Genomic DNA, 20,090 nt, shown 5'->3' on the forward strand with positions numbered 1-20,090 from the left:
AATGAGGAGCGTGCCCAAGAACACCCTGCGCGGCAGGCGCCGGGCGCTCACCGGCAGCACGGTCGCCGCGGCGGCCCTGATCGCCGTCGGTTTCGCCGCGGGCTCGGCCATCCGCTCCCCGCAGCAGGTGGCGGCGGACGCGGCGGGCCCCGGGCTCACCACACTGACGACGCCCGTCGAACGGCGCGTCCTGACGTCCACCGTCCTCCTGCGCGGCGACGTCACCGCCTCCCGGACCGTCGACGTCACGCCCTCCTCCAAGGAGGCCCAGGCCATCGTCACCGCCGTCAAGGCCGAGCAGGGGCAGGACGTCCGCCCCGGCAGGGTCCTCCTCGAGGTCTCCGGCCGGCCGCTGTTCGCCCTGCCGGGCGGCAAGCCCGCCTACCGCGACCTCCGGCCCGGCGCCGAGGGCGCGGACGTCGCCCAGTTGCAGGCGGCCCTGAAGAAACTGGGACACGACCCGGGCGAGTACGGCGGCGCGTTCGGCGCCGGCACCAAGGACGCCCTGCGGGAGCTGTACGACGCCATCGGCTACGAGGTGCCCACCACCGGCGACGACCAGGCGGTCTCCGCCGCCCAGGACCGGGTGAGCGAGGCCGAGGACGCGCTGGCCGCCGCCCGGGGCACCGGCACCCGGCGGGAAGGACCGCCGGCGACGGCCACCGGGCGGGCCGAGGAGCGGCTGGAACGGGCCCGGCACGACCTGGCACGGGCGCGGGCCCGGTCCGGCCCGATGCTGCCCGCCAGCGAGTTCGTCTTCCTGCCGGCCTTCCCCGCCCGGGTCGCCTCCAGTCACGCGGTGCTCGGGGCTCCGGTCAAGGCCCCGCTGATCACCCTGTCCTCGGGGCGGCTGCAGATCGACGGCCGGCTCAACCCCGGACAGCGCGACCTCGTGCGCAAGGGACAGCCGGTCCGCATCCTGTCCGAGACCACGGGCAGGTCCGCCGAGGGCACGGTCACCTCCGTGGGCGCGCTCGTGCAGGACGAGGACACCGGGGCGTCGAGCCATCCGCTGACCGTGACGCCGGACCGGGCGCTGGACGCGGAGTTCGCGGGCACCAACGTCCAGTTGCGGATCGAGGCCGCGGCCAGCGACGGCGAGGTACTGGTCGTGCCGGTGTCGGCCCTGTTCGCCGCCGCGGACGGCACCACCAACGTCGTACGGATGCTTCCCTCCGGTGAGCAGCGGGCCGTGCCCGTCACGGTCGGCATGTCCGCCGGCGGCATGGTCGCCGTCACGCCCGAGCGGGGTGGCGCCCTGCGCGAGGGCGCACGGGTGCTGATCTCCCGCCCGGAGGACGACGAGCTGTCACCCGCCGACGGGCCGGCCGCCGCGGAAGGGGCCGCACGGTGACGCCCGCCCCGCCCGCCCCGCCCGTCGTCGAACTGGAGGGCCTCGACCTCACCTACCCCGTCGAGCCGCCGGTCGCCGCGGTGCGGTCCTGCGACCTGACGGTGCGCCCCGGGGAGTACGTCGCCGTCGTCGGCGCGTCCGGCTCCGGCAAGTCGTCACTGCTCAACGTCATCGGCCTGCTCGACCGCCCCACCCGCGGCCGCTACGCGCTCGACGGCATCGACACCACGGGCCTGTCCGACGCCGAGCGCACCGCGCTGCGCGCCCACCGCATCGGGTTCGTCTTCCAGGCGTTCCACCTCCTGCCGTACCGCACGGCGGTCGAGAACGTCGCGCTGGGCCTGATGTACTCGGGCCTCCCCCGGCGCCGCCGGCCGGCCGTCGCCGCCGAGGCGCTGGAGCGGGTCGGGATGGCGCACCGGCTGCACTCCGAACCCACCACCCTCTCCGGCGGCGAGCGGCAGCGCGTGGCGATCGCCCGCGCCCTCGCCGTCCAGCCCTCCCTGCTGCTGTGCGACGAGCCCACCGGCAACCTGGACTCCGCCACCGCCCGGACCGTGCTCGACCTCATCGCGGCACTGCACGAGGAGGGCGTCACGATCGTCGTGATCACGCACGACACCTCCGTCGCCGACGGCGCCGGACGGGTCGTGCGCATGAGGGACGGCGTCCTCACCGAGGACCGCACCGCGAGGACGAGCCGCCCATGAGCCTTCCCCCCACCTCCGGTTCCGGGCGGGCCGCCCCCGGTCCGTCGTCCACCCTGTCCGGCGCGGACCTGCTGGCCGAGGCGCTCGCCGGTGTCCTGCAACGTCCGGTGCGCACGATGCTCACGATGCTCGGCGTCGTCCTCGGCGTCGGCACCGTCGTGGCCGTGCTGGGCCTGACCGCCAGTGCCTCCGGGCAGATCTCGGAGCGCTTCGACGCCCTCACGGCGACCGAGGTGACGGTCCGCCCGTCGGCGGACGGCCTGTCCGGCCAGGACGTCACCCCGGCCGGCTCCGCCTTCCCCGCCGACGCCGACGCCCGGGCGGCCCGGATCAGGGGCGTGCGCAGCGCGGGGACGTACTACGCCCTCGCCTCCGAACGCGTCGGTGACGTCACCGGCGCGCCCCTGCCCGGCGCCTCCTCGCGGCAGCTGCCCGTCATCGCGGCCTCGGCGGGAACACTCCCCGCGCTGCGCGCCACCCTGGACGGCGGGCGGCTCTTCGACGCCGGCCTGGACCGCCGGGCGGAGCCGGTCGCCGTCCTCGGTTCGGGCGCCGCACGGCGGCTGGGCATCAGCCGGCTCGACCGGCAGCCGGTCGTCTTCGTCGGCGGGACGCCGCTGACCGTGATCGGCATCGTCGGCGACGTCGACCGCAAGGCGGAGGTCCTCGCCGCGGTCATCGTGCCGCGCGGCACGGCGGAACACATGTGGGGACCGCCCGGCAAGCGCGACGAGCCGGCCCGGATGATCGTCGACACGGAGCTGGGCGCGGCCGCCGACGTGGCCGCGCAGCTCCCCCTCGCGCTGCGCCCGGACCGGCCCGGCACCCTCCAGGCCGCCGCGCCGCCGGACCCCCGTTCCCTGAAGGACGACGTCACCACCGACCTGGACAGCCTCTTCCTGCTGCTGTCCGGGGTCAGCCTCGCGATCGGCACCGTCGGCATCGCCAACACCACGCTGATCGCCGTGCTGGAACGCACCGGCGAGATCGGCCTGCGCCGGGCGCTGGGCGCCCGCCGCCGGCACGTCACCGCGCAGTTCCTCACCGAGAGCGCCCTCATCGGCAGCGTCGGCGGTCTCATCGGCGCCGCCGCGGGTGTGCTCGCGGTCGTGACCGTCGCGCTCCTCCAGCAGTGGACCCCGGTGCTGCCGACGGCCGTCGCGTTCCTCGCCCCTCTGCTCGGGACGCTGACCGGTCTCCTCGCGGGTGCCTATCCGGCGCTGCGTGCCTCACGCGTGGAGCCGGTGGACGCCTTCCGTCACTGAGACCGCAGCAGCGGCAGCGGCCGGAACTCGTGGTCCTCCCACAGCCGCCGGGCCGTCTCCTCGGGGTATGGCACGACCACCGGCTCCGCGTCCAGCACCTGCACCAGCCGCTGTTCGTCGTAGACCGGCCAGCCCGGGTCGCCCGTGCGCGCGAACGCCGACCAGGACGAGCGGAAGCGCGCCGACAGCGCCCGGGCCTCGGCGGACGGCTCGGCGCCCGCGAACAGCAGGGCCCCCAGGTCCGCGCCGTACGTGCCGAACAGCAGCGGGATGTCCAGGCCGTGGCAGGCGCCGAACGCGCCGCCGCTGCCGGGAGCGGGCCAGGTCAGTTCGTAGACGTGCGCGGTGCCGCCGCCCGCGCGCTGCGCCTCGGCCAGGTGCAGGGAGGGCATGGAGAACAGCCACTCCGTCTGGACGCGTTCGTACAGCTCGCCCGCACCGGCACCGGGGAAGGCGTCCCGGTAGGACTGCTCGCCGCCGGGGGCGAACAGGCGCAGGGCCGAGGCGGCCCGCTCCTCGCCGACACCGCCGAGGTGCCCGGCCATGGCGAGGAAGAGGCGGTACTCCTCGCGGTTGTGGCCGACGATCAGCCCCACGTCCCGGGCGCTTCCGGCCGCCAGGGCCCGCCACGGCGCCTGCGGCAGGATCTCGCCGTCGACGACCGGGGCGAACGGCGTGACCGTGGGCGCCGCCTGGCCCCAGCGGTCGACGTACTGGGTCATCTTGGCGCTCAGCGTCTCGCCCGCGGTGGGCAGCCGCCGCGGGTCCACCGCCGACAGATCGGCGACGGTCGGGCGCAGGCCCAGCTCGGCGGCGAGGGCGCGGCCCATGTCGGCGGCGAGTTCGGCGGAGAAGAACGTGCCCGGCACGCTCTGCGCTATCGCCCGGCGGAACAGGCCGGCGGCCCGGTCCATGGCGAGCAGCGAGGCGATCGACCCCGCACCGGCGGACTCGCCGAACAGCGTGACCAGGCCCGGATCGCCGCCGAACGCCTCGATGTTGTCGCGCACCCACTCCAGGGCCGCCACCTGGTCGAGCAGGCCCCGGTTGGCGGGGGCGCCCTCGACGGCGGCGAAACCCTCCATGCCGACGCGGTAGTTGAAGGTGACGACCACGACGTCGCCCTCGGCCGCGAGATGCCGGGCGTCGTAGCCGGGACTGCCGCCGTGGCCGAGCTTGTAGGCGCCGCCGTAGATCCACACCATGACCGGGCGGCGGGCGGCCGGATCCGGCTCGGGCGTCCAGACGTTGACCGTGAGCCACTCGTCGCCCTGGGGCACGTCGATCAGGCCGGGGCCGCCCATCAGGCCGAGGTCCTGCGGGGGCGGCGGGCCGAAGGCGTGGGCCTCCCGCACGCCGTCCCAGGGCACGGCGGGCCGGGGCGCCATGAAACGGGCCTCGCCGACCGGGGGCGCGGCGAAGGGGACACCCCGGAAGACGGCGAGCCCCTCCTCCCTGCGGCCGCGGACCGCGCCGGCGGTGGTGCGCACCACCGGTCCGGGCCGCGGGCCGTCCGTCGAGAAGCGGGGCTCGGACGTCGTCATCTGGGTCTCCTCACGAAGTGCCGTCGGACTGGCGCCCGTTCAGTGTCCTCCGGCCGTCGCGAGCGGATGCGGGCACCCCGTGCCCGGCCGGCTCAGCTGAGGGTCTTCAGGGCGGACGGGTCGTAGGGGGCCAGCTCGTCGAAGCGGCCGGAGAGCACCTTGCGGGCCCACTCGGGGTCCTGGAGCAGTGCGCGGCCGACGGCGACCATGTCGAACTCGTCGCGCTCGAGGCGGTCGAGGAGGTTGTCGAGGTCGCCGACCTCCGCGCCCCGGCCCTGGAAGGACTTGAGGAAGTCGACGCCGTCGAGGCCGACCGAGCCGACCGTGATGGCGGGCTTGCCGGTGATCTTCTTGGTCCAGCCGGCGAGGTTGAGGTCGGAGCCGTCGAACTCGGGGACCCAGTGGCGGCGCGTGGAGGCGTGGAAGGCGTCGACGCCGGCGGCCGCGAGCGGGGTCAGGATCGACTCCAGCTCCTCGGGCGTCTCGGCGAGGCGGGCGCGGTAGGCCTCCTGCTTCCACTGGGAGTAGCGGAAGACGACGGGGAAGTCGGCGGAGACGGCCTCGCGGACGGCCGCGACGATCTCCGCGGCGAACCGGACCCGGGCGACCCGGTCGCCGCCGTAGGCGTCGGTGCGGCGGTTGGTGCCCTCCCACAGGAACTGGTCGAGCAGGTAACCGTGGGCGCCGTGCAGCTCCACGCCGTCGAAGCCGATGCGCTCGGCGGCCGCGGCGGCCTCGGCGAAGGCGCCGATGACGGCGTCGATGTCGGCCTGGGTCATGGCCTTGCCGGTGGGCTCGTCGGCGCCGATGCGCAGCCCGGAGGGGCCGACGGCGGGGGCGTCGGCGACGGGGGGCTCGCCCTGGTTCCGGACCATGCCGATGTGCCACAGCTGCGGCACGATCGTGCCGCCCGCGGCGTGCACCGCCTCGGCGACCTTCGCCCAGCCGGCGAGCTGCTCCTCGCCGTGGAACCGCGGCACGCTGTCGCTCTGCCCGGCCGACTCGTGCCCGACGTAGGTGCCCTCGGTGACGATCAGGCCGACCCCCGCGGCGGCGCGGCGCGCGTAGTAGGAGACGACGTCCTCGCCGGGCACGCCGCCCGGGGAGAACATGCGGGTCATCGGGGCCATCGCGATCCGGTTGGGGACGGTCAGGCCGTTCAGGGTCACGGGCCGGGACAGGATGTCGGCTGCGCGGGAGGCGGCGTCGCTCACGTGGGGGCTCCTTCGGATACCGGACAGGATGCGCATACCGGTCAGTATGTGCATGCGCATAGGGCCTACGGTTCAACCAAGTGGCCCCGGCGCGCCATCCCCCGTCCCCTGTGATCCCGCACACGCCCGAGGGCGGCACCCCCTGCCGGAACAGGAGGTGCCGCCCTCGGAAAGAACGTGATCGACCGGGTCGATCAGAAGTCCATGTCACCGCCCGGCATGCCGCCGCCGGCCGGCGCGGCGGCCTTCTCCGGCTTGTCGGCGATGACGGCCTCGGTGGTGAGGAACAGCGCGGCGATGGAGGCGGCGTTCTGCAGCGCGGAACGGGTCACCTTCGCCGGGTCGATGATGCCCTCGGCGATCATGTCGACGTACTCACCGGTCGCGGCGTTCAGGCCGTGGCCGACCTGGAGGTTGCGGACCTTCTCCACGACGACGCCGCCCTCGAGACCACCGTTGACGGCGATCTGCTTCAGCGGGGCCTCCAACGCGAGCTTCACGGCGTTGGCGCCGGTCGCCTCGTCACCGTCGAGCTCCAGCTTCTCGAAGACCTGGGAGGCCTGGAGCAGGGCCACGCCACCACCGGCGACGATGCCCTCCTCGACGGCCGCCTTGGCGTTGCGCACGGCGTCCTCGATGCGGTGCTTGCGCTCCTTGAGCTCCACCTCGGTGGCGGCACCGGCCTTGATGACCGCGACACCGCCGGCGAGCTTCGCCAGGCGCTCCTGCAGCTTCTCGCGGTCGTAGTCCGAGTCGCTGTTCTCGATCTCGGCGCGGATCTGGTTCACGCGACCCTGGACCTGGTCGGCGGAGCCGGCACCGTCGACGATGGTGGTCTCGTCCTTGGTGATGACGACCTTGCGGGCCTTGCCCAGCAGGTCGAGCGTGGCGTTCTCCAGCTTGAGGCCGACCTCCTCGGAGATCACCTCGCCGCCGGTGAGGATGCCGATGTCCTGCAGCATCGCCTTGCGGCGGTCGCCGAAGCCCGGCGCCTTGACGGCGACGGACTTGAAGGTGCCGCGGATCTTGTTGACGACCAGGGTCGACAGGGCCTCGCCCTCGACGTCCTCGGCGATGATCAGCAGCGGCTTGCCCGACTGCATGACCTTCTCCAGGAGCGGGAGCAGGTCCTTGACGTTGGAGATCTTCGAGTTGGCGATCAGGATGTACGGGTCGTCGAGGACGGCCTCCATACGCTCCATGTCGGTGGCGAAGTACGCCGAGATGTAGCCCTTGTCGAAGCGCATACCCTCGGTGAGCTCCAGCTCCAGACCGAAGGTCTGGGACTCCTCGACGGTGATGACGCCTTCCTTGCCGACCTTGTCCATCGCCTCGGCGATGAGCTCGCCGATCTGGGTGTCGGCGGCGGAGATCGAGGCCGTGGAGGCGATCTGCTCCTTGGTCTCGACGTCCTTGGCCTGCTCGAGCAGGGCGGCGGAGACGGCCTCGACGGCCTTCTCGATACCGCGCTTCAGGGCCATCGGGTTGGCACCGGCGGCCACGTTGCGCAGACCCTCGCGCACCAGGGCCTGGGCGAGGACGGTCGCCGTGGTCGTACCGTCACCGGCGACGTCGTCCGTCTTCTTGGCGACTTCCTTGACCAGCTCGGCGCCGATCTTCTCGTACGGGTCCTCGAGCTCGATCTCCTTGGCGATGGACACACCATCGTTGGTGATCGTGGGCGCGCCCCACTTCTTCTCGAGGACGACGTTGCGGCCCTTGGGGCCGAGCGTCACCTTCACGGCGTCCGCGAGCTGGTTCATGCCGCGCTCGAGGCCGCGCCGCGCCTCCTCGTCGAACGCGATGATCTTGGCCATGTGAAGTGGTCCCTCCAGGACTGGGGGTGATGACTCCGGACCGCGCCCGCGCCCGCGACGGACGGCTCGCCGGCCTCGTGGTTCCTTCCCACTTCGGCCTGCGGGCCTCACCGACCCGGTCCTTACGTTGTCACTCTCACCTTCAGAGTGCTAACGCCAATGATTAGCACTCGACCCCTGCGAGTGCAAGCGCCTCCCCGGATCGGGTGGGGCGCTCAGCCGCCCGCGAACACGCCCCCGCGCGCCCCCCGGGCACGCGGAAGGGCCCGCACCCCCGGAGGGTGCGGGCCCTTCTGCGAAGACCGGTCGCGTGAGCTTGTGGTCGTGGTGCGCGTTCAGGCAGAGACGCGAACCATGTCGGCCTGCGGCCCCTTCTGGCCCTGCGAGATCTCGAACTCGACCCGCTGGCCCTCTTCCAGGGTGCGGTAGCCGTCCATCTGGATCGCGCTGTAGTGGACGAAAACATCCGCACCACCGTCGACCGCGATGAAGCCGTACCCCTTCTCCGCGTTGAACCACTTGACGGTGCCCTGAGCCATGCCTAACTCCCCTATTACTGGCCCTTGCACAGATCCACACTTCGCGGATCCGGGTCAGACCTCACCCCCCACGGTTGGGGGCGTGCGCCGGAACGCGTCGACCGCGGCTGAATGTATCTGTCCAACTGCCGTCTGCAACAGGTCAATCGGACGAGAATTCTGGACGCACAGGGTCCGGAATGCGGGGAGAGTTCGCCCGAATTCAGGGCAAGTCGGGCCGCACAAAAAGAACAAAAGCCGCGAAAGACGCGCACACTTTGGCTACATCTTGTCGGGCTCGCGGCAGGAATTCAGGGTTCCGGTCAGTGGATCCGGAACGCGTTCCCCAACTGTACCGCGCTCAATCACGCAGAATTGCCCCCTCCGCTTCTCTCACGGTGAGGGCAATTCGATGCACGCTCGGTGACCGGCATTACTCAAGGTAACAATCAAGCCGGTCGGCCGGATTCAGCCGCCGGCGACGGCCGGGATGATCGACACTCCGGCACCGTCCGGCGTGGCCGTCTCCAGACCCTGCTCGAACCGCACGTCGTCGTCGTTGACGTACACGTTGACGAACCGCCGGAGCTTGCCCTGGTCGTCCAGCACCCGGGCGGCGATCCCGGTGTGGTTCTTCTCCAGGTCGGCGATGACCTCCCCGAGGTTCGCGCCCTCGGCGGCGACCTCGGCCTGCCCGCCGGTGTAGGTGCGCAGGATGGTGGGGATGCGGACGGTGACGCTCATGACTTCAGAACCTCCGGTTGGGCGAGATACCTAGGGGCGCGGGGCTGTGTCGATCTGCGGCTCCGCCGCGCGGGCGCGATCAGCCCCCACGGCCCGCAGCCGACTCGATCAGACCAGCCCGGCCTCACGGAACGAGTCCAGGCTGGGCCGGATGGTCGCGGTCAGCCCGGTCCCGGCCACCGCGTCCAGCGTCTTCAGACCGTCCCCGGTGTTGAGCACCACGGTGGTCTTCGTCGGGTCGAGAACACCGTTCTCGATCAACTTCCGCGTCACACCCACGGTCACCCCGCCGGCGGTCTCCGCGAAGATCCCCTCGGTCCTGGCGAGGACCTTGATCGCGTCGACGACCTGCTCGTCCGTCACGTCCTCCACCGCGCCACCGGTGCGCCGCGCGATGTCCAGCACGTACGGCCCGTCCGCCGGGTTGCCGATCGCCAGGGACTTGGCGATCGTGTCCGGCTTCTGCGGACGCACCACGTCGTGCCCGGCCTTGAACGCCGTCGACACCGGCGAGCACCCGAGCGCCTGCGCGCCGAAGATCTTGTACGGCTTGTCCTCGACGAGGCCGAGCTTGATCAGCTCCTGCAGCCCCTTGTCGATCTTCGTCAGCTGCGAGCCGGAGGCGATCGGCACGACCAGCTGGTCCGGCAGCCGCCAGCCGAGCTGTTCGCAGATCTCGTAGGCGAGGGTCTTGGAGCCCTCCGCGTAGTAGGGGCGCAGGTTGACGTTGACGAAGCCCCAGCCCTCGCCGGCCGGGTCGCCGATCAGCTCCGAGCAGAAGCGGTTCACGTCGTCGTAGTTGCCCTCGATGCCGACGAGCTCGCCGCCGTAGACCGCGGCCATGACGACCTTGCCCTGCTCCAGGTCGTGCGGGATGAACACGCACGAGCGGAAGCCGGCGCGGGCCGCGGCGGCGCCCACCGCACCGGCGAGGTTGCCGGTGGAGGAGCAGGAGAGCGTGGTGAAGCCGAAGGCGCGGGCGGCCTCCAGGGCCTGGGCGACGACGCGGTCCTTGAAGGAGTGCGTCGGGTTGCCCGAGTCGTCCTTCACGAACAGCTTGCCGGCGTCGACGCCCAGCTCGCGCGCGAGGTTGTCGGCCTGGACGAGCTTGGTCCAGCCGGGGTTGATGTTCGGCTTGTCCGCCACGTCGGCCGGGACCGGCAGCAGCGGGGCGTAGCGCCAGATGTTCGCGGGTCCCGCTTCGATGCGCTTGCGGAGCTCTTCGGTGTCGTAGGCCGAGAAGTCGTAGGCGATCTCCAGCGGGCCGAAACACTCCTCGCAGGCGAAGACCGGGCCGAGGGGGACGCGGTGACCGCACTCGCGGCAGCTGAGGGCCGCGGCGGGACCGAGGTCCACGGTGGAGTCGGTGGTGCTTGCAACAGTCTGCACAGCCATGTGAGGCGAGGCCCTTTCTCCTCATCTTCCTCACGACGCATCTCGCCGTGAGACGGATTTGGCACCTTCCCTAGCCGGGAGCCTCGCCGAGTGGTCAGCAGTGACCTACGAGTACCGACTGGAGGGTTGCCGGGGCTTCATCGGGCCGTTTCCCTCTGCCCCTCTGGATGAGCTGTATGTGGTTGTAGGCGGCGGGCGACCCCGGACATGCGAGGGTCATCCGCGTTGTTCAAGACTGTAACCGACGACCAGGACAGTTGAGATAGTCGTCCGAACCGCGAGACGCGTCACATTCGTCCCGCCGAGAGAACGCAAGGAGCAGCACGGTGCTGGAAGAAGTCGATCGCTGGCTGAGCGCCCGTTCCTGGTCCGTGCACGACCGTCCGCTCCACAGCGTCCTGGCGGCCAAGCAGCGCACGGGCCGCACGGTGAGCGTGGTGCTGCCCGCCCTGAACGAGGAGGAGACCGTCGGCGACATAGCCGCCGCGATCCGCCACGACCTGATGCTGCAGGTGCCGCTCGTCGACGAGCTGGTGGTGCTCGACTCGGGGTCGGCCGACCGCACGTCCGAGGTGGCCGCCGCCGCGGGCGCGACGGTGGTGCACCGGGACGCGATCCTGCCCCGCCTGCCCGCCCTGCCCGGCAAGGGCGAGGTGCTGTGGCGCTCGCTGCTCGTCACCCGTGGCGACATCGTCTGCTTCGTCGACGCGGACCTGCGGGAGTTCTCGTCCGACTTCGTCTCCGGCATCGTGGGCCCGCTGCTGACCGACCCGGAGGTCGAGCTGGTCAAGGCCATGTACGACCGTCCCCTCGGCGCGGCCGCCGGGCAGGGCGGCCGGGTCACCGAGCTGATGGCGCGCCCGCTGCTCAACATGCACTGGCCGCGGCTCGCCGGGTTCGTGCAGCCGCTGGGCGGCGAGTACGCGGCCCGCCGCTCCCTGCTGGAGCAGCTGCCCTTCCCCGTCGGGTACGGCGTGGAGCTGGGCGTGCTGGTAGACGCGCTGCACCTGGCCGGCCTCGACGCGCTCGCCCAGGTCGACGTCGGCGTGCGCAAGCACCGGCACCAGGACGGGCAGGCACTCGGGCGGATGGCCGCCGAGATCTACCGCACGGCCCAGCTGCGGCTGGCCCGGGGGCATCTGATCCGGCCGTCCCTGACCCAGTTCGAGCGGACCGGGGACGGCTTCGAACCGCGCACGTACTCCGTGGACACCGAGGAACGCCCGCCGATGGTGGAGATCGCCGAGTACCAGGCGCGGCGGGCCGCCTGACCCGGGATGTTTTTCGGCCGGGCGCGGCAGGTCCGTACGTTTGAGCGTTTACAGGCCGGGCTAGGTTGAGGCCTATGGGTTCGACGTACGGTTCTGCACGGGTATTGGTGGCCTCCAACCGCGGCCCGGTCTCCTACACGGTCGGTGACGACGGTTCGCTGAACGCCAGACGGGGCGGCGGCGGTCTGGTCTCGGGGCTGTCGGCGATCGGCTCCGACGCGGACGCCCTGTGGGTCTGCTCGGCGCTGTCCGACGGCGACCGGGAGGCCGTGCGGCGCGGGGTCGGCGAGGACGGCGTGCGGATGCTGGACATCCCGGCCGACGTGCACGCCGACGCCTACAACGGCATCGCCAACTCGGTGCTGTGGTTCGTCCACCACATGCTCTACCAGACCCCCCTGGAGCCGGTCTTCGACGCGGAGTTCCGCCGCCAGTGGGCGTCCTACGAGACGTACAACCGGGCGTTCGCCGAGGCGCTGGCCGAGGAGGCGGCGCAGGGCGCGGCGGTCGTGGTGCAGGACTACCACCTGACGCTGGTGCCGGGCATGCTGCGCGAGCTGCGCCCGGACCTCAGGATCGGCCACTTCTCGCACACGCCGTGGGCGCCGCCCGAGTACTTCCGGATGCTGCCGGACGACGTGGCCGGGCAGGTGCTGCGCGGCATGCTCGGCGCGGACCGGCTCGGCTTCCTCACCCAGCGCTGGGCGGACGCGTTCACCGACTGCGCCGAGCGGTTCGCGGGCGGGCTCGGCGGCACGCGGATCGGCGTGCACGGCCTCGGCGCCGACGCGGACTTCCTGCGCGAGCGGGCCCACGAGCCGGACGTCGAGGAGCGGATCACCGCGCTGCGGCAGGAGATCGGCGAGGGCCGCCGCACCATCGTCCGGGTCGACCGCACCGAGCTGTCGAAGAACATCGTGCGCGGCCTGCTGGCCTACCGGCGGCTGCTCCAGGCCCACGGCGAGTGGCGCGAGCGCGTGGTGCACGTGGCCTTCGCCTACCCCTCCCGGCAGGACCTCGCGGTGTACCGGGACTACACGGCCGAGGTGCAGCGCCTGGCCGACGAGATCAACGCCGAGTTCGCCACGCCGGGCTGGACGCCGGTCGTGCTGCACGTCAAGGACGACTTCGCCCGCTCCCTGGCCGCGTACCGGCTGGCCGACGTGGCCCTGGTCAACCCCATCCGCGACGGGATGAATCTGGTGGCCAAGGAGGTCCCGGTCGTCTCGGACGCGGGCTGCGCGCTGGTGCTGTCCCGGGAGGCGGGGGCGCACGAGGAACTGGGCGAGGACGCGATCACCGTCAACCCGTACGACGTCACCGGCACGGCCGAGGCCCTGCACGAGGCCCTGTCGATGCGCCCGGAGGAGCGGACCGAGCGCAGCAAGCGCCTGGCGGCGGCGGCCACGGCACTGCCGCCCGCGCGCTGGTTCGTCGAGCAGCTCGACGCGCTGAGGGGCTGAGCGGCCGATGAGCACCACGCCCGCGTCCCAGCCGCTGCCCGCCCCCGTCACCGAGGCCGGTGAGGAGGGCCTGGACGCCCTGCTCGCCGGTCCGGGCAAGGCCCTGATCGGCCTCGACTTCGACGGGACGCTCGCGCCGATCGTGGCCGACCCCGAGCGGGCCCGGGCCCACCCGGAGGCCCTGTCCGCGCTCGCGGCGCTCGCGCCGAAGGTGGCCGCCGTCGCGGTGATCACGGGCCGGCCGGCCGAGGTCGCCGTCCGCAACGGCGCCTTCGCGGACGCGCCCGGCCTGGAGCACCTGGTCGTCCTCGGGCACTACGGCGCCGAGCGCTGGGACGCCCGGACGGGTGAGGTCACCGCCCCGCCGGCGCACCCCGGGGTCGACGCCGTGCGCGCCGAGCTGCCCGGGCTGCTGGGGGGTACCGGGACCCACGTGGAGGACAAGGGCCGGGCCGTGGCCGTGCACACCCGGCGGGCGGCCGATCCGCAGGGCACCCTCGAGGCCCTGCGCGAGCCGCTCACCGCGCTGGCGGCCCGCCACGGCCTGATCGTCGAGCCCGGCCGCATGGTCCTGGAGCTGCGCCCGCCCGGCATGGACAAGGGGGTCGCCCTGACCGGCTTCGCCCGCGAGATCGGCGCGGGCTGCGTCCTGTACGCCGGCGACGACCTGGGCGACCTGCCCGCCTACACCGCCGTGGACACCCTCCGCGCGGAGGGCACCCCGGGCCTGCTGGTGTGCAGCGGCAGCGACGAGGTGACCGAACTGCGCGCCCGCGCAGACGTAGTGGTCCCCGGCCCCGAGGGCATCGTCCACCTACTCCAAGCCCTGGCAGACCACATCCCCTGAGAAACCACCCCTCCAGGGGCGCGGGGAACTGCGCGAACAACCACGACGCAGCCGCAGACGACGGACAACCCGGGGTCCCCCGGAGGGCCGGGGACCCACGACCGACGTCACCGCTCCGCCCGCCGCCGCTCCCGCACCCGCCGCAACCGATTGACCGTCACCGGCGCATGGGCGAGAGCCCGAGGGTCGTCCAGCAGGGCGTTCAGGAGCTGGTAGTAGCGGACCGGCGCGAGACCCAGCTCCTCACGTATGGCCCGCTCCTTCGCGCCCGGGCCGGGAAAGCCACGCCCCTCCAGCGCCAGGATGTCCCGCTCCCTGCGCCCGAGCCCCGTCCCGCCGCCGCTCTCCTCGTCCATGCCCGGCACCGTAACCCCTGCCACCGACAGCCGCGCTCCCGCGCACGCCTCCGCGCTACTCCGCGCTCTCCGCCCGGCTCGCCGACGCCTGGAGGTGGCCGAGGACGCCCGAGACGCTGCCCCCGGGGGCCACGGCCTTGCCGATCTGCTGCTTGACCTGCGCGCTGACCTCGGCCCAGGAGGTCTTGCCCACCGGGTAGATCTCGGAGGCGGGCAGCTCCTCCAGGAACGGCCCGAGGTGCTTGTCCCGGTCGGCGGCGGCCATGGTCGCGGACGCCGAGTTCGTCACCGGCAGCAGGTCGTACTCGCGGGAGAAGGCCAGCACGTTCTTCTCGCTGTAGACGAAGTCGAGGAAGTCCCCGGCCTCGTCGCGGTGGCCGTTCTTGCGGAAGGCCATCATCCAGTCGGCGACACCGAGGGTGGAGCGGCTCCTGCCGTCCTTGCCCGGCAGCGGCACCATCCCGTAGTCGACGCCCTTCTTCTCCGCCATCCCCATCAGCGAGGGATGGCCCGTCAGCATGCCGACCTCCCCGTCGGCGAACGCGGAGAACGCGGCGGCCCGGTTGAGCTTCCCCGGCGCGACCGGCCCGGTCAGGCCCTTGCCGACCAGTTCGTCCTTCAGCCAGGTGAACGTGCCGATGTTGTCCGGGGAGTCGATGGCGTAGCTGCCGGAGGTGTCGGTGTAGCCGCCCCCGCCGCCGAGCATCCACTGCATCGTCTCGGCCTGCGCCTCCTCCGGCCCGAGGGGCAGGGCGTAGGGGTACTTCACGCCCTTCGCCTTGAGCTTCTCCGCGTCCTCGGCCAGCTCGTCCCAGGTCTCGGGCGGGGTGATGCCGGCCTTGGCGAAGAGGGACTTGTTGTAGAAGAGGACCCGCGTGGAGGAGGCGAACGGCATGCCGTACTGGACGCCGTTCACCTGCCCGGCGGTGGCCAACTGCCCGAGGAAGTCGGCCTGTACGGGGATGGAGAGCAGTTCGTCGGCCTTGTAGAGCCGGCCGCGCGCCGCGTAGTCGGCGTACGCGCCGATCTGCGCCAGGTCCGGCGGGTCACCGGCCGCGACCATCTCCTTGACCTTGCGGTCGACGTCGTTCCAGGAGTAGACGCTGACGTCCACGTTCACGCCGGGGTGGTCGGCCTCGTACTCCGCGGCCAGCTTCTCCCAGTACTTCTCCGAGCTGTTGGCGGCGCTGTCGCCGTAGTCGGCGGCGACCAGCTTCAGCGTGACGTCGGCCGAGTCGCCCGTATCCCCGCAGCCCCCGAGAACCGCCGTCATGCCCAGTGCGGACACCACCGCGACCGTTCCTGCCATCCGCCGCCGCTGCACCGCTGTCTTCCCCACCCCTGGCGTCACCGCCGTTCGAAACTTTTCGATATCCGGAACAAGGTCTACACCACGTGAGTGGACTAGACCTCTTGCGGGTCCCCGGGTCACACTGTCCCCGTGAGACATGTCATCGCCCTCGACGTGGGCGGCACCGGGATGAAGGCCGCCCTGGCCGGACCCGGGGGCGAGGTACTGCACCGGGCCCGCCGGGCGACCGGCCGCGCGCACGGCCCGGACGCGGTCGTCGCGGCCATCGTCGACTTCGCCGCCGAGCTGCACGCGTACGGCACCGAGCGGTTCGGCACGCCCGCCTCCGCCGCCGGCGTGGCCGTCCCCGGCATCGTCGACGAGGCCCGGGGTGTCGCCGCCTACGCGGCGAACCTCGGCTGGCGCGACGTCCCGCTGCGCGACCTGCTCACCGAGCGGCTGGGCGTCCCCGTCGCCCTCGGCCACGACGTGCGCACCGGCGGCCTCGCCGAGGGCCGGGTCGGGGCGGGCCGGGGCGCGGACCGGTTCCTTTTCGTGGCGCTCGGCACCGGCATCGCGGGCGCCATCGGCGTCGACGGCCGGGTCGAGGCGGGTGCGCACGGCTTCGCGGGCGAGATCGGCCACGTCGTCGTCCGCCCCGGCGGCGCCCCCTGCCCGTGCGGGCAGCGCGGCTGCCTGGAGCGGTTCGCCTCGGCGGCGGCCGTCAGCGAGACCTGGGCAGCGGCCTCCGGCACCCCGGGCGCGGACGCGGCGGACTGCGCCAAGGCGGTGGACGCGGGCGACCCCAGGGCGTGCGCGGTGTGGCAGGAGGCCGTGGACGCCCTGGCCGACGGACTGGTCACGGCCCTGACCCTGCTGGACCCGCGCGTCCTGATCGTCGGCGGCGGCCTGGCGGAGGCCGGGGACACCCTCTTCACGCCCCTGCGTGAGGCGATCCGCAGCCGCATCACCTTCCAGAAGGAGCCGTCGATCGTCCCGGCGGCCCTGGGCGACGCCGCCGGATGCCTGGGCGCCGGGCTCCTGGCCTGGGATCTCCTCGACCGAACCGACCGCATGGAGGTAACTCCCTGATGGCCCTTGCCCCCGCCCCGGCCGGACGCCCCACGGTCCTCACCGGCGCGACCGTGGTCCTGCCCACGGGAACCGTCGAGAACGGCCGGCTGACCGTCGACGGCACCCACATCGCCGCCACCCCGCCGGAGAACGCCCAGGTCATCGACGTGACCGGCCACTACGTCATCCCCGGCTTCGTCGACATCCACAACCACGGCGGTGGCGGAGCCTCCTTCACCTCCGGCTCGGTCGACGACATCCTCAAGGGCATCCACACCCACCGCCTGCACGGCACGACCACCCTGGTCGCCTCCACCGTCACCGGCGACATGGACTTCCTCACCCGGCGCGCGGGCCTGCTGAGCGAGCTCGCCGAGCAGGGCGAGATCGCCGGCCTCCACTTCGAGGGCCCGTTCATCTCCCCCTGCCGCAAGGGCGCCCACTCCGAGGAGTTGCTGCGCGACCCGGACCCGGCGGAGGTCCGCAAGCTGATCGACGCGGCCCGGGGCCGGGCCAGGATGGTCACCCTCGCCACCGAACTGCCCGGCGGCCTGGACTCCGTGCGCCTCCTGGCCGAGCACGGCGTCATCGCGGCGATCGGCCACACGGACGCCTCCTACGAGCAGACCGTCGAGGCCATCGACGCCGGCGCCACGGTCGCCACACACCTGTTCAACGCCATGCCCCCGCTCGGCCATCGCGCCCCCGGCCCGATCACCGCCCTGCTGGAGGACGAGCGGATCACCGTCGAGCTGATCAACGACGGCACGCATCTCCACCCCGCAGCCCTCCAGTTGGCGTTCCATCACGCGGGCGCCCGGCGGGTCGCGTTCATCACCGACGCGATGGACGCGGCCGGTTTCGGCGACGGCCGCTACTGGCTCGGCCCGCTGGAGGTGGAGGTCGCCGACGGCGTGGCCCGCCTGGTGGAGGACGGCACGATCGCCGGTTCCACCCTCACCCAGGACCGCGCCTTCAAGCGGGCCGTCACGGTCGACGGGCTGTCCGTCGATGACGCGGTGACGGCGCTGTCCGCCACCCCGGCCCGGCTGCTCGGCATGGACGACACGATCGGCTCCCTGGAGCCCGGCAAGTCCGCCGACCTGCTGGTCCTGGACTCCGCCTTCGACCTCAAGGGCGTGATGCGCCGGGGTGAATGGGTGGTCGGTCCCCAACTGGGCTGATCCGTCCCGCAGTCGGAAGACGGTGGCCGAGTCCGGGACTGGGCCGGCCGCCGTCTCTTTGGCATGATCAGGCTTCACCAGGTCCACGGCGACAAGCGCGTTTCCCGGGGGAGGTCGGCCGAGGTGATCCTCACAGTCACGCTGAACACCGCTCTCGACATCACCTATCGCGTGCGGTCCCTCCGGCCGCACACCTCCCACCGCGTCACCGACGTGACCGAACGCCCCGGCGGCAAGGGCCTCAACGTGGCCCGGGTCCTCGCGGCCCTCGGCCACGAGGTCACGGTGACCGGCTTCACCGGCGGCCCGACCGGCCGCGTGGTCCGGGAGGGGCTCGCGGCAGTGCCGGGGGTGGTGGACGCGCTGGTCCCCGTCTCCGGCGCCACCCGCCGCACCATCGCCGTGGTCGACGAGCGCGCCGGCGACACCACCCAGCTGAACGAGCCGGGCCCGCACGTCCTGCCCGCCGAGTGGTCGGCCTTCCAGGAGGCCTACGCCGGCCTGCTGCCCGGCGCCTCGGCGGTGGCGCTGTGCGGCAGCCTGCCGCCGGGTGTGCCGGTGGGCGCGTACGCGGGCCTGGTCCGCACGGCCCGGGCCGCCGGGGTGCCGGCCCTGCTCGACACCAGTGGTGAACCGCTGCGGCGGGGGGTGGCGGCCCGCCCCGACATCATCAAGCCGAACGCCGACGAACTGGCCGAACTGACCGGCTCCCACGAGCCGTTGCGCGCCACGCAGGACGCCCGGCGCCGGGGCGCGGGCGCGGTGGTCGCCTCCCTCGGCCCGGCGGGCCTGCTCGCGGTCACCCCGGAGGGCCGCTGGCGCGCCACACCGCCGTCCGCGATCCGCGGCAACCCGACGGGCGCGGGCGACGCGGTGGTGGCGGGCCTGCTGTCGGGCCTGCTGGAGGGCCTCCCCTGGCCGGACCGCCTGACCCGGGCCGCGGCCCTGGCGGCGGCAGCGGTCACCTCACCGGTGGCCGGCGAGTACGACCCCCGGACCTACGAGACCCTGCTGACCACCGTCTCGGTGACACCGGAGGCCAGCGCGGCGTGATCCGGGTGCGGGGCCGCGGCTAGTCCTTGACCTGGCCCGCCTTCAGCCACAGCTGGTCCAGCAGGACGTTGCACTTGTCGCCGTCTCCGCAGGAGACCGTGATCGTGTTGGTGCCCTTGCTGAGGGTCGGATAGGCGTAGGTCTTGGTCCAGCCCTTGGCGAAGTCGCCGTCCTTGACATGGGTGAAGTTGCCCATGTTCAGCTTGGTGCCGAACGGCTTGCCGTTGACGGTGAGCGTCATCTTCTGGTCCTCGTCCACCGTGCTGTAACGGACGAAGACGGTGTACGCGCCGTCCTCCGGGATGCCGTCGACGGTCCAGGTCACCGAGGAACCGGGCTGGTTGAGGTTGGAGACGTAGATCCCGCCGTCCGACTGGGCGCCCTTGACGTCCTGGGCGAGGGTCGCGCCGCCGCCGAGCCGCAGGGCCTTCGCGTCGATCGTCGGGAGTTCCGCCTCGCCGTCGTCGCCCTTGCTCGCGGACGGGCTCGGCTTGGAGTCCTCCGTCTGCGTCGGCGCCGGGTCGGCCTGGCTGCCCTCGTCGCCCTTGTCGTCGTCGCCGCCGAGCATGGCCACGCCGATGCCGATGACGACCGCGGCGACCACCGCGATCGCGCCGATCAGCAGCCCCTTGGTGTTGGGCCCGCGGCCACCCCGGCCGCCGTGCCCCCCGTGCCCGCCCGAGTGCAGCGCCGTCTGGGCGGTGGGAGCACCTCCGGGCAGCGTCTCCGGCGCGGCGTAGTGCGCGTTCGGCTGGCCGTAGGCGCCCTGCTGCTGCGGGGGCTGCCCGTAGGGCGCCTGGGCCGGCGCCTGCTGCTGGCCGTAGGGGCGGGTGCCGACCGTCCGCACCCGGTTGACCGAGTTCGGGTAGCCGTAGCCCCCGGACGGCGGCTGGGCTCCGTTGGCCTGCCCGTCGGCGTAGAGGTAGCCGAACGGGTCGTCGTCCTCGGGCGTGCTCGCGCCGTTGTTGCCGGGCGTCATCCCTTGGTCTC

The 20,090-nt window shown here is 72.8% G+C and carries 18 protein-coding genes and 1 riboswitch; of the genes, 9 read left to right on the forward strand and 9 right to left on the reverse strand.

The features are described 5' to 3' along the window. Positions 1-10 precede the first annotated feature (10 nt). The 3 genes from ACZ6ZN_RS27380 to ACZ6ZN_RS27390 are packed head-to-tail and all read left to right on the forward strand — an operon-like array spanning position 11 to position 3,329. Entirely contained in the window at positions 11-1,354 is a 1,344-nt protein-coding gene (locus ACZ6ZN_RS27380; RefSeq protein ID WP_469650326.1) for an efflux RND transporter periplasmic adaptor subunit, read from the forward strand. Then, positions 1,351-2,064 (forward strand): ABC transporter ATP-binding protein, encoded by a 714-nt coding sequence (locus tag ACZ6ZN_RS27385; protein ID WP_469650328.1) that lies wholly within the window; start codon positions 1,351-1,353, stop codon positions 2,062-2,064. Before ACZ6ZN_RS27380 ends, ACZ6ZN_RS27385 begins: the two co-directional genes overlap by 4 nt. Then, positions 2,061-3,329 carry an ABC transporter permease gene (locus ACZ6ZN_RS27390; protein ID WP_469650330.1) on the forward strand — a complete coding sequence of 423 codons (1,269 nt, stop codon included), beginning with the start codon at positions 2,061-2,063 and terminating at the stop codon, positions 3,327-3,329. Before ACZ6ZN_RS27385 ends, ACZ6ZN_RS27390 begins: the two co-directional genes overlap by 4 nt. Here ACZ6ZN_RS27390 and ACZ6ZN_RS27395 read toward each other — a convergent pair. From ACZ6ZN_RS27395 to thrC, 6 genes are all read right to left on the reverse strand, one after another. Then, on the reverse strand, positions 3,323-4,873 hold the full coding sequence (locus ACZ6ZN_RS27395) for a carboxylesterase/lipase family protein (protein ID WP_469650333.1): 1,551 nt from the start codon (positions 4,871-4,873) through the stop codon (positions 3,323-3,325). The genes ACZ6ZN_RS27390 and ACZ6ZN_RS27395 overlap by 7 nt on opposite strands. Before the next feature lie 92 nt (positions 4,874-4,965). Beyond that, complete coding sequence (locus ACZ6ZN_RS27400; protein ID WP_469650336.1) at positions 4,966-6,087, reverse strand: NADH:flavin oxidoreductase; 1,122 nt, start codon at positions 6,085-6,087, stop codon at positions 4,966-4,968. Between the two features lie 194 nt (positions 6,088-6,281). Then, entirely contained in the window at positions 6,282-7,904 is a 1,623-nt protein-coding gene (gene groL, locus ACZ6ZN_RS27405) for a chaperonin GroEL (protein ID WP_037759437.1), read from the reverse strand. Between the two features lie 335 nt (positions 7,905-8,239). Next, a complete protein-coding gene (locus tag ACZ6ZN_RS27410) occupies positions 8,240-8,443 on the reverse strand; it encodes a cold-shock protein (RefSeq protein WP_010035953.1) in 204 nt (67 codons plus the stop codon). Between the two features lie 447 nt (positions 8,444-8,890). Then, complete coding sequence (locus ACZ6ZN_RS27415) at positions 8,891-9,166, reverse strand: MoaD/ThiS family protein (protein WP_003991133.1); 276 nt, start codon at positions 9,164-9,166, stop codon at positions 8,891-8,893. Positions 9,167-9,274: 108 nt separating this feature from the next. Further along, positions 9,275-10,561: a threonine synthase gene (gene thrC, locus ACZ6ZN_RS27420; RefSeq protein WP_469650338.1), complete on the reverse strand. Its 1,287-nt coding sequence runs from the start codon at positions 10,559-10,561 to the stop codon at positions 9,275-9,277. Positions 10,562-10,579: 18 nt separating this feature from the next. Further along, positions 10,580-10,735: riboswitch (SAM riboswitch) on the reverse strand. A gap of 152 nt (positions 10,736-10,887) precedes the next feature. Between thrC and ACZ6ZN_RS27425 the strand changes: the two genes are divergently transcribed. From ACZ6ZN_RS27425 to otsB, 3 genes are all read left to right on the forward strand, one after another. After that, the gene (locus ACZ6ZN_RS27425) at positions 10,888-11,832 is read left to right on the forward strand and encodes a glucosyl-3-phosphoglycerate synthase (protein WP_469650340.1); all 945 of its coding nucleotides are present in this window, start codon (positions 10,888-10,890) and stop codon (positions 11,830-11,832) included. A 74-nt stretch (positions 11,833-11,906) separates the two neighbouring features. After that, positions 11,907-13,295, forward strand: a complete 1,389-nt coding sequence (locus ACZ6ZN_RS27430) for an alpha,alpha-trehalose-phosphate synthase (UDP-forming) (protein ID WP_469650342.1) — start codon at positions 11,907-11,909, stop codon at positions 13,293-13,295. 7 nt (positions 13,296-13,302) lie between these two features. Beyond that, complete coding sequence (otsB, locus tag ACZ6ZN_RS27435; protein WP_469650344.1) at positions 13,303-14,142, forward strand: trehalose-phosphatase; 840 nt, start codon at positions 13,303-13,305, stop codon at positions 14,140-14,142. Between the two features lie 107 nt (positions 14,143-14,249). Here the strand turns inward: otsB and ACZ6ZN_RS27440 are convergent, their stop codons facing one another. Further along, on the reverse strand, positions 14,250-14,498 hold the full coding sequence (locus ACZ6ZN_RS27440; RefSeq protein ID WP_398110905.1) for a DUF3263 domain-containing protein: 249 nt from the start codon (positions 14,496-14,498) through the stop codon (positions 14,250-14,252). A gap of 55 nt (positions 14,499-14,553) precedes the next feature. Then, positions 14,554-15,807: an ABC transporter substrate-binding protein gene (locus tag ACZ6ZN_RS27445; protein ID WP_398110904.1), complete on the reverse strand. Its 1,254-nt coding sequence runs from the start codon at positions 15,805-15,807 to the stop codon at positions 14,554-14,556. A gap of 132 nt (positions 15,808-15,939) precedes the next feature. On the opposite strand from ACZ6ZN_RS27445, the gene ACZ6ZN_RS27450 reads away from it, so the two are divergent. From ACZ6ZN_RS27450 to ACZ6ZN_RS27460, 3 genes are all read left to right on the forward strand, one after another. Next, positions 15,940-16,881: an ROK family protein gene (locus ACZ6ZN_RS27450; protein WP_469650348.1), complete on the forward strand. Its 942-nt coding sequence runs from the start codon at positions 15,940-15,942 to the stop codon at positions 16,879-16,881. After that, the gene (gene nagA / locus ACZ6ZN_RS27455; RefSeq protein ID WP_469650350.1) at positions 16,881-18,047 is read left to right on the forward strand and encodes an N-acetylglucosamine-6-phosphate deacetylase; all 1,167 of its coding nucleotides are present in this window, start codon (positions 16,881-16,883) and stop codon (positions 18,045-18,047) included. Before ACZ6ZN_RS27450 ends, nagA begins: the two co-directional genes overlap by 1 nt. A 123-nt stretch (positions 18,048-18,170) precedes the next feature. Further along, a complete protein-coding gene (locus ACZ6ZN_RS27460; protein ID WP_469650352.1) occupies positions 18,171-19,100 on the forward strand; it encodes a 1-phosphofructokinase family hexose kinase in 930 nt (309 codons plus the stop codon). Between the two features lie 19 nt (positions 19,101-19,119). On the opposite strand, the gene ACZ6ZN_RS27465 is transcribed toward ACZ6ZN_RS27460, so the two are convergent. Next, positions 19,120-20,079, reverse strand: coding sequence for a carbohydrate-binding protein (locus ACZ6ZN_RS27465; protein ID WP_469650355.1), 960 nt, complete (start codon positions 20,077-20,079; stop codon positions 19,120-19,122). Between the last annotated feature and the right edge of the window lie 11 nt (positions 20,080-20,090).

This window comes from Streptomyces sp. NPDC053665 (genome assembly GCF_055585285.1).